General features: G+C 50.0%; 9 protein-coding genes and 1 pseudogene. 7 read left to right on the top strand and 3 right to left on the bottom strand.

Annotated features, from left to right (window positions below):
- A partial coding sequence (locus H6F50_RS01960) for an AAA family ATPase (RefSeq protein ID WP_190425708.1) occupies positions 1-419 on the bottom strand: 419 nt, incomplete at its 3' end.
- A 227-nt stretch (positions 420-646) separates the two neighbouring features.
- Here H6F50_RS01960 and H6F50_RS01955 point away from each other — a divergent pair.
- On the top strand, positions 647-2,251 hold the full coding sequence (locus H6F50_RS01955; RefSeq protein WP_190425705.1) for a tetratricopeptide repeat protein: 1,605 nt from the start codon (positions 647-649) through the stop codon (positions 2,249-2,251).
- 82 nt (positions 2,252-2,333) lie between these two features.
- Positions 2,334-3,212 carry a ribonuclease HI gene (rnhA, locus tag H6F50_RS01950; RefSeq protein ID WP_190415328.1) on the top strand — a complete coding sequence of 293 codons (879 nt, stop codon included), beginning with the start codon at positions 2,334-2,336 and terminating at the stop codon, positions 3,210-3,212.
- Between the two features lie 139 nt (positions 3,213-3,351).
- Here rnhA and cruG read toward each other — a convergent pair whose 3' ends face one another.
- Together cruG and cruF are read right to left on the bottom strand one after the other, a co-directional pair.
- Positions 3,352-4,599 carry a 2'-O-glycosyltransferase CruG gene (gene cruG, locus H6F50_RS01945; RefSeq protein ID WP_190425702.1) on the bottom strand — a complete coding sequence of 416 codons (1,248 nt, stop codon included), beginning with the start codon at positions 4,597-4,599 and terminating at the stop codon, positions 3,352-3,354.
- A complete protein-coding gene (cruF, locus tag H6F50_RS01940; protein WP_190425699.1) occupies positions 4,596-5,516 on the bottom strand; it encodes a gamma-carotene 1'-hydroxylase CruF in 921 nt (306 codons plus the stop codon). The genes cruG and cruF overlap by 4 nt, the downstream gene beginning before the upstream one ends.
- Positions 5,517-5,965: 449 nt before the next feature.
- Here cruF and H6F50_RS01935 point away from each other — a divergent pair, with 449 nt between their 5' ends.
- From H6F50_RS01935 to H6F50_RS01915, 5 genes and pseudogenes are all read left to right on the top strand, one after another.
- A complete protein-coding gene (locus H6F50_RS01935; protein WP_190425696.1) occupies positions 5,966-7,252 on the top strand; it encodes a GNAT family N-acetyltransferase in 1,287 nt (428 codons plus the stop codon).
- A complete protein-coding gene (ruvX, locus tag H6F50_RS01930; RefSeq protein WP_242028862.1) occupies positions 7,215-7,730 on the top strand; it encodes a Holliday junction resolvase RuvX in 516 nt (171 codons plus the stop codon). Before H6F50_RS01935 ends, ruvX begins: the two co-directional genes overlap by 38 nt.
- Positions 7,731-7,815: 85 nt before the next feature.
- Positions 7,816-8,085, top strand: coding sequence for a 30S ribosomal protein S15 (gene rpsO / locus H6F50_RS01925; RefSeq protein ID WP_190415339.1), 270 nt, complete (start codon positions 7,816-7,818; stop codon positions 8,083-8,085).
- A 15-nt stretch (positions 8,086-8,100) separates the two neighbouring features.
- Positions 8,101-8,565 (top strand): PAM68 family protein, encoded by a 465-nt coding sequence (locus H6F50_RS01920; RefSeq protein ID WP_190425690.1) that lies wholly within the window; start codon positions 8,101-8,103, stop codon positions 8,563-8,565.
- A gap of 233 nt (positions 8,566-8,798) precedes the next feature.
- Positions 8,799-9,286, top strand: a pseudogene (locus H6F50_RS01915) (3-deoxy-7-phosphoheptulonate synthase); the annotation flags it as partial.

Genomic DNA, 9,286 nt, shown 5'->3' with positions numbered 1-9,286 from the left:
GCATTGAACGCAGCTGAACTGAGACTATGAACTTCGTCAATCACATACACTTTGTAGCGGCACTGAACGGGGGCATATTGGGCGCGTTCGATGATCTCCCGGATATTGTCCACGCCGGTGTTGCTAGCGGCGTCGATTTCAATTACATCCAGCGCTGAACCTTTGGCGATTCCTTGGCAAACAGGACAAACACCACAAGGTTGTTCTGTCGGCTGACTATTCTGAAGACAGTTCAGCGACTTTGCCAGAATCCGGGCGCTGGAGGTTTTGCCCGTTCCTCTAGAACCCGTGAATAAATAGGCGGGGGCAATCCGTTCGGTGCGGATGGCGTTGCGGAGTGTGTGGGCGATCGCTTCTTGTCCCACCAAATCCGCGAACGTCTGAGGGCGATACTTGTGATGTAGGGGTTGGTAGGTCACGGCAGGGATTCGTCAGGCTAGACAAGCGACAGAGGTGTCGATAAAAGTGTAACGTGTTGCTCTAGTCGAACCGGATGCGATCGCCTTCTGGTTGTCTTCAGAGACTTGGTGTGGTTTTCTGGAAAGCAAACATTACGGTTAACCGATCAAAAGCTCATAATAGCCAGTAAACTGTTCAAGCCCGTTAGATAAAATCTGAGAAAGTAAGGGCGGGGGGACTCTAGCAAATGCTCAAGCAACTATGGCGATCGCTGGTAAGGTGGTTTCAGCGTTTATTTGGAACGGGCGGCAGGCGAAACCCAACAACCGCCTCGGTTCGCTCGGAACCCCCTAAACCCCTGACGGATACAGATTATGAATTTTTGTACAGCCAACTGCTCGAAGGTGTCGCGCATGGCTGGCAGCAAGACCGGGTTTTACGATTTTTTGAATCTCTGGGCGATCGCGGTCAATCATCCCTATGGGTGGGGTGGCTGAACCGCTTTGGGGAAAGATTATTAGCTTCCCCTGCACCTAATAATGAGTTAGCGGCGCGAATGGTGCAGCTTGGTCAGGTGGGCTGCGGAGAAATCGGGGAAGTTTCTTATGATATTGGGATGCAACTGCTGACGAGAAACGCTCCGGCACGAGCAGTAAACCCCCCACCCGTCTCTTCTATCTATGAATACGAGGAGTTCGACGCGCCGGAGGAGGAAGTCCCCGCAGTTAGTGAGGAAGGTGAGGAAGGCGGAGAACTCAAAACAGTCACCCTAGATGAGTTGTTGGTGATGTTGCAGCAGGATAGCGGTTTACTTCAGCAAATTTCCGAACAACTGCAAATTGAGACCACCGATCCGCAAGTCATTGTGCAAGCATTGGTGAATCAATTCAATGCGGCAAATCCATCCAGCGCCGAGGAAGCAGAAAATCCATCGAGTGCAGAGGAAGCCGAAGCTTGGTTTAATCAAGGCAATCAGCAAGCCAGTGCTGGAGAATTGTCAGATGCGATCGCTAGCTACGATCGTTGCTTAGCGCTTAGCCCGGATAATTATATCGCCTGGAACAACCGAGGCGTGATGCAGAAAAATTTAGGACAGTTGCAAGATGCGATCGCCAGCTTTAGCAGGGCGATAGAAATTAAACCCGACTTTTACGAAGCTTGGAACAACCAAGGCAATACTTTCCAGGACTTAGACCGTTTAGAAGAAGCGATCGCTAGCTTTGACAAGGCAGTAGAAATTAAAGCAAACGACCCAGAAGCCTTCTACAATCGGGGATTAGCCCTGGAAAACTTGAACCGCTATGAGGAAGCGCTGGCTAGTTTTGACCGGGTTCTGCAACTCCAACCCAACTATTCAGAAGTCTGGATGGTAAGAGGCGAGACCCTACACCGCTTAGCTCGATATGAGGAAGCGATCGCCAGCTACGACCAAGCTTTGCAACTCAAACCGGATGACTGGGACTCCTGGATCGGTCGCGGCAAGTCGGCGCTTCTTTCAGCGAGTTTGGACCCCTTACTGAGTTCCTTAAGTAAGGTCGCTCAAAATAATCCAGCCTTGAACCAGCGCGGCGATGAAGGTCAATTGGCAAGCTATGAGGAAGGGTTGAAGTACGTTTCTCAAGACACTCACCCAGAAGGTTGGGGCAGATTGCATCAAGCAATTGGCAATGCTTACTATGAGCGATCGCAAGTTAATCCAGAACCCAATCCGTTGCGCCAAAAAGCCATAATCGAGTACGAACAGGTGCTATCAAGCCTCCCCGAAGCCGATTTTCCAGAGTTGCATCAAGAGATTTTGCAAGACCTTCTGCAACTCCAGCAATCTTTAGGACAACCCTCTGAAGAATCCTGAATAATCTGATAGGGCAGCTTTCCCTCGCTTGGAGCTGCCCGTTTTTTGTACAATAACCATTCAACCTCGCAAAACCACTTTCATGCCCTTGACTCGGACAATCCAAAGTATCTATACCGATGGTGCCTGCGTCGGCAACCCAGGTCCTGGAGGCTGGGGTGTTGTTGTCTATTTCACCGATGGTTCGGTCTATGAAATGGGCGACGCCGATCCGGCAACCACTAATAATCGGATGGAAATGCAAGCCGCAATCGGCGCATTGAAACTCGTGAACGGCCTCGGACAACAAGAACCCATCACCCTCTACACCGATAGCGAATACCTGAAAAATGGCGTAACCAAATGGGTGAAAGGCTGGAAAAAGAAGGGTTGGAAGACGGCAGAAGGGAAACCCGTCCTCAACCAAGATCTCTGGGAAATACTCGATGAACTCAATCTTCCCCGGATCGAGTGGCGGTATGTCCGGGGTCACGCAGGAAATGAGGGGAATGAGCGCTGCGATGCGATCGCGCGGGCTTTTGCGACGGGGAAGACTCCTTCGCTGCAACAACCCATAGCAGAAGAGTCAATTGTTTCACCCGCCACTAATTCTATTGATAACAAAACGATACAATCGAGTGACTTATCTTCTGACCCTCCTAACCTCGGCCTAGTCATGGTAGATTCTACTACTCCATCTGCTCTTGATTCTCAGGACAATCTGCCCCGTGAGGTGAGAGTCGCCCAGCTGCGTAATCTGATAGAAACTCTCCACGTGGCTGACGAAATTGCTGCTAAAGGCTACCTAATTACTAGCTCTGAATTAGCTGACTTGATGGATGTCAATGCCAGCGCTGTCACCAGTCGCGGAGACCACTGGGGGTGGCGTAACTGGATTGTGTCGCGGGTTCGCCGTGAGGGCAATCAAATTCTTTGGCAGCTAGAACGGGTAGATGCGGTTAACAGTAATTTCGATTCTTAAATGAGTTTTGGTTTTGGGGAATTGGGAAAAAGTTGTGAGTTTTGAGTTTTGAGTTTTGAGTTTTGAATTAAAGAACTCTCCGATCGCTCAAAATCCAACACTCATCACTCTCATTACCCCTTTGCTTGAAAACTCAAAACTATCCATAACTCCGACCGCGCCATTGCTTAGGAGTACGGATAGCAGACAGAAAAATTCGCAGCACAGCTAAAGGATCTGCCAGAGGGGAAAGATAAAAGTAAACAGGTAAAAGTAAAAAGTCAAAGTTCCTTTCCCGTTTACCTGTTTCCGATCCCCTAAAGCCGGGGGTTTGTACTTTGCTTTCATAAGAAGGCGCGATCGCGAGTAGCAATGCAAACCGAATCAATAGCAGAAATAAATTTAACCCGACAGCAGCTACCACTGGGAGTGTCGAAGTTCCCATCACCAGCCAGCTGAGTAAAACCAAGGACGCGGGTAGAGGTAAACCCTGAACGGCGAATAGCAGCCACAAGTCCCCCCATATCTGACCCCTGGAAGCAGCGTCTTTTAGGTCAAGCGATCGCCCCCACTCTTTCCAAGTTTCGGCTGCCCCCTCATACATCCTTACCTTCAAAACCTTGGCTCCATCCAGAAAGCCCACCTTGAACCCACGGGAGGCAATATTGCGAGCAAGGGTTACATCGTCGCAAAAAGAACTTCGGGCGCTGGTATAACCCCCTACAGCCTCCAAAACAGAGCGACGGCACAGGAAACACTGACCGTTCGCCATTACCCGCTCCGGATCTTGAGTATTTGTACCCGCCGGATCGAATCGGTAAAGTAGGGTCATCAAGAGTGCTGGTTGCAGCCACCACTCGCCTGGATATTTCAAGATAAATTGCGGCGACAGGGAGATTAGGTCATAACCCTCTTCTTTCGCTGTCCTGAGCAAACCGGCAACTAAACCGGGAATCGCCTGAGTATCGGCATCCATTCCCAAAATCCACTCGCTCTGCTCGCAGCTGTGCAAAAATCCGGTATGTAAAGCCCAAGGACGCCCCACCCAGCTAGGCGGTAAAGGATCGTCCGTCATTAAGCGAAACCGGGGATCTTGCTGCTGTGCCGCTTTAACTAACTCTGGAGTTCCATCCTGGGAGCGACTATCAACAACGATAATCTCCCGGACTTCGTAGCTTTGGCGGGTTAGCCCAGCCAGCGCTGGGCTAATTCGCTCCGCTTCATTTAAAGTCGGAACCACGACACTGACAGCACCTAAGAGTTCGGGCGTGGCAGTATTGGGTTGAACGGGCGATCGCCGAGACGGCCCTTTCAATAGACGCGAGAGCAGGATCGCTACTGCTGGTGCCTGAACGAGTAGCAGCAGCAGCGATAGTGCGCTCTGGAGTGTTAACCAATCGACGTTCACTTCACCGCCACTTTGACTTGAGTCACTGGAATTTCTGGCTTCAAACTCGCAGGAGTTTCCGTTGTGGATTCGCGAATCTCTGCGGGTTGTGCCATTTGCCAGAGGGTCAAAGTTGGAATGACACCGACCAGAACGCCCAAGGAGACGGGTATCCAATACCCAGCTGCCAAGCTCAATCCGGCTGCATAACCAAAGTTACTTAGATAGATGATGAGCGGGAAACCTAGCCCAGAACGATCCAATAAAATTGGCGTCTTTCTCCACAATATTGCTCCCACACCGATAAAGAGCGAGCTAGTGCCAAACCAACCGGCATAGTTTCCGTAAGGTGTGCCAAAGAAGGCTCCTGGCTGTTCCCAATACCAAAAAGGTACCATTGTTTGACTCATCGCTGGCTCCAGCGCAAAGTCCCAAGAGGTGAACATCATAGCAGCTACAGCGATCGCACCTACATAGCGAACCAAGCTCGGATGTTGCCGAGTTTTTAGACCCGCGCAGGCAATTAAATAAGAAACCAATCCCATATAAAACCAGGACAAGGGAATGGTAAAAGGTACCAGTCCACCAATCTTATACCCCAAGCCGTTCAGGTAGCTGTAGTCCCCAAATGGAAAGCCTGTACTGGTTCCCAGCAATTCGCTTCCCAAGGACAGGCACACCGCAGGCAACATGAAAGTCAGCCAGTGCCACAGTCCTAACTTTCTATAGGCATAAATGGCAACGGCGACCGTTCCCAAGACGATATTCACCACGCCACCCCAAGCCATACTCCACTGGAATGCAGTCTGCCCAGTCTCCCCTAAACTCATAATTATTTCAGGATGGGGTACGACCAGCACCAGCCCCGCCAGTCCAAAAACCATCGTTACAATATGACCAATCAGGCAGAAACGCTCGACAGTGACAAGTTGCTTCATTGCAGAATTCTTACTTCTGTATGTTCTTAATAGTAGTTTACAAATGTTTGTCAAATAACCCCATGCTTGTGCGGCTGTCGTCGTTAGTCGTGGCTTAAGAGTCCAAATTTAGTTGGAAGTCTCCCAATCTCGTGTCAGAAGTCCAATTCACCCGTTAGCACAGCGACCTCGATCAACCTTTGGAATGCTCCGAAGTTCAAGGCTGCTGCTGGACTCCAGACTTCCAGAGAAGGACTTAGAAAGAAAAAAACGACAATCAAATAAATTCTTCGCCAGTCGGCTTTTGGCTCTTCCTGGTCGGCGGTCAGTAGGGGAAAGCAGTTAAGATATTGGCAGCAACACTTAAAAGGCTTTTTCACTAAAAACCTATTGGTTGCGTTTTTAAGCTGGGCTTGCTCTCCAAGAGCAACTCGCTCGACCCTATCGGCTTCATGGCGCATGTACTTAACATGACTTCATTTCTGCCTAAAGAAACCAAAATTGCGATCCGTCCCGTTCAATACCGCGATCTAGATGCGCTGGAACGGCTAGCCGCAGAAGATTTTGACGCAGGAGACCAAATTTACTCAACGGACAATCTGGGTAGAAAAGTTCATCAAATTCGACCCTGGTTTGGCCCGCTGAAGTTCTTGAGCTGGTTTCCCAATCCTTGTCAGCACACTTTTTGCGTTCATGTCGCGGAGCAGGATAACCAAGTTCGCGGTACGATCCAGGTTTCACCGTTCAACCGCACGCGCAGCACTTGGCGGGTTGAGCAGGTAGTTTTGGAGACAGGGGTACCGGCGGAAGTTGGCTCGCAGCTTTTACGTTATTGCTTTGAGTCAATCTTGGAAGCGCGTACCTGGGTGTTGGAAGTCAATGTTAACAACAAAGCAACACTGGCTCTTTACCGCCAGAATGGGTTTCAACCTTTAGCTCAGCTGACTTATTGGGCGATCGCTCCAGAGCTGCTTTCGTCACTGCAAGAGCGCGAACCGGATTTACCCAATCTTCTCCCAGTCAGCAATGCTGATGCCCAGTTACTCTATCAACTCGATACGGTGTCAATGCCGCCGCTGCTACGCCAAGTTTATGACCGTCACATCCATGACTTCAAAACTAGCTTCGCTGGCGGGTTTCTCACCAGCTTGAAGCAATGGATTGGCAAGACGGTTAGCGTTAGTGGTTACGTATTTGAACCGCAGCGCAAGGCAGCAATTGGCTATTTTCAAATTTTTCTGTCCCGCGATGGCTCCCAACCCCATGTCGCTGAGTTGACCGTACACCCAGCCTACACTTGGTTATACCCGGAGCTACTTTCCCAAATGGCTCGGATGGCTAAGGATTATCCTTCTCAATCGTTACAACTGGCTTCAGCCGACTATCAGCCAGAACGAGAAGAATATTTGGAACAATTAGGGGCAGAACGAATCTCCCACTCGCTCCTGATGTCTCGTTCTGTGTGGCACAAGCTGCGGGAGGCAAAGCCCATTTCCCTAGAAGGGCTACAGTTGGCGGAAATGCTTCAGGGTCTCCAACCCGCTCGCAAAGCAGTACCGGGGCGGATGTCTTGGCTGAAGTCGAAGCATAAGAAGCCGCAGGTAGAACCGCAGAAGGATTTATCGTCCTCTGTGACGTTGCCTCCAAAAGGGGGAATCGTGCTAAATTCCCAATCCCTTGATGCCACGAAAGCTAGCCGCACAGAGCGGGGAGAAGAGAATGGAGAGAATCTCGGCACTGGGTTTGGATGTCGGTAAAAAGCGGGTTGGGGTAGCTGGTTGCGATGGCACTGGATTGATTGCCACCGGAATCGCTACGATCGAACGCACATCTTTTGAGCGGGATATTGAGCAACTGCGACGCCTGGTTGAGGAGCGACAAGTGCAAGTTCTGGTCGTCGGCTTACCCTATGCAATGGATGGAACTCTAGGGTTTCAGGCGCAGCAGGTGCAGAAATTTGCGACAAGAGTGGCAGCGGCTCTCCAGTTACCGTTGGAATATATGGATGAGCGGCTCACGTCTTATGAGGCAGAAGAACTGCTGAAAACAGAAAGGCGATCGCTCTCCCAAAATAAGCCTCTAATTGACCGCAAGGCGGCAGCTTTGATTTTGCAACGTTGGTTAGATGAACGTCGAGCCGCAAACAAAGTCGCCAAGCAACTTGTAGAAACAACCTATATCGCGTCTGGCGCACAGATAGAGACACAGGCACAGACATCGGAAATTCCCAATTGATTCGCAATTCCCGATTCTCCATCACCGATTTCCAAATCAGATGATAATATGAGAGATTGCTGCATTCTAAAAATAGACTTTATCCATGACTCTGCCGCAACAGCGTAAACACGAAATTATGACGGAGTATCAGGTTCACGAAACTGATACTGGCTCGACGGATCTCCAAATTGCGATGCTGACAGAACGCATCAATCGTCTCAGCACTCACCTCAAAGCCAACAAGAAGGATCATGCTTCCCGGCGAGGTTTGTTGACAATGATTGGTACCAGAAAGCGTCTCTTGTCCTACCTGCAAAAGGAAGATAGACCTCGTTATCAAGCCTTGATTGGTCGCCTGGGTATTCGCGGTTAAACCGCCGATAAACTTATGTCTTCAGAAGAATCCCAACGGAATCGCTTACCGTTTGAACCCGCTAAGAAGAATCGCAAAAAACCAGCGAAAAACCAACCAACAACCCCAAGCACTGCCAAAAAGGAAGGTCAAGAGCCTTCTCCAAGAAAGCTCGAATCTTCGGCAGTCCCAGAGGTGGTGAGCAAACGCATGGCTCGCCGGATGGCTCTTTTTTGTGGAATTCCTAGCGCTTTAGGCATTTTGACTTTTATTGTCAGTTATGTCGTGGTTAGCCAGCACTGGTTCAAGTTGCCCAACGCCGCAGTTGTACTTGTGAGTATGGGCTTCTTTGGGTTGGGCGTTCTGGGATTAAGTTACGGGGTTCTCTCAGCCTCCTGGGATGAAGAGAGACCGGGTAGTAAAATCGGCTGGAACGAGTTCACCACGAACTGGGGACGGATGACAGCAGCATGGCGCTCTGCTGGGCAAAAGGATTCATAAATCCCGCGCAAATACCAGCAGTTCAAAGGTGAGTTTTACTTATAAGTTGTTTAGAGGACGATTGCCATCGGTCTCGCTCTTTCCTGGGGTTTGAACCCCAGGCTATTTTCATTTTTTGCTGGAGAGATAAACTCGGCGGTCTATCTAGGCAAAGCTAGAGAAGTATTATCTCTGGTGACTTTTGAAAAAGGAGATATTCGGCAGATAAACAACCGAATTATGGATTTGGAAAAATGATTGTAGTCATGAAAGCTGGCACTCCAGAGGTTGAGATTGAGCGCGTTAGCGCCGAACTCGGTACTTGGGGACTGACACCAGAAAAAATAGTTGGGAAGCATAAGGTGGTATTAGGTCTGGTTGGTGAGACGGCTGACTTAGATCCCCTCCAGATGCAAGAAATTAGCCCTTGGGTTGAACAGGTTCTGCGGGTTGAGCAGCCCTTTAAACGGGCAAGCCGCGATTATCGTCACGGTGAAGCTAGCGAAGTTGTTGTATCAACGCCTAACGGTTATGTCACTTTTGGCGAACACCATCCTTTAGTAGTGGTGGCTGGCCCTTGTTCGGTTGAAAACGAAGAAATGATTATTGAAACCGCACGTCGAGTTAAGGCGGCGGGAGCGCAGTTTTTGCGCGGCGGTGCTTATAAGCCTCGGACTTCGCCCTATGCTTTCCAAGGACACGGTGAAAGTGCCTTGAATTTGCTAGCGGCGGCGCGGGAAGC

Origin of the sequence: Coleofasciculus sp. FACHB-712 (genome assembly GCF_014695635.1) — a bacterium.
Lineage (GTDB): Bacteria > Cyanobacteriota > Cyanobacteriia > Cyanobacteriales > FACHB-T130 > FACHB-T130.
This window is presented reverse-complemented; position numbering and strand designations above follow the sequence as displayed.

Excerpts from the sequence above, each read along its gene's own strand:
- H6F50_RS01955 (WP_190425705.1), top strand. The coding sequence starts at position 647 with ATGCTCAAGCAACTATGGCGATCGCTGGTAAGGTGGTTTCAGCGTTTA.
- rnhA (WP_190415328.1), top strand. The coding sequence starts at position 2,334 with ATGCCCTTGACTCGGACAATCCAAAGTATCTATACCGATGGTGCCTGC.
- cruF (WP_190425699.1), bottom strand. The coding sequence starts at position 5,516 with ATGAAGCAACTTGTCACTGTCGAGCGTTTCTGCCTGATTGGTCATATT.
- H6F50_RS01935 (WP_190425696.1), top strand. The coding sequence starts at position 5,966 with ATGACTTCATTTCTGCCTAAAGAAACCAAAATTGCGATCCGTCCCGTT.
- ruvX (WP_242028862.1), top strand. The coding sequence starts at position 7,215 with ATGGAGAGAATCTCGGCACTGGGTTTGGATGTCGGTAAAAAGCGGGTT.
- rpsO (WP_190415339.1), top strand. The coding sequence starts at position 7,816 with ATGACTCTGCCGCAACAGCGTAAACACGAAATTATGACGGAGTATCAG.
- H6F50_RS01920 (WP_190425690.1), top strand. The coding sequence starts at position 8,101 with ATGTCTTCAGAAGAATCCCAACGGAATCGCTTACCGTTTGAACCCGCT.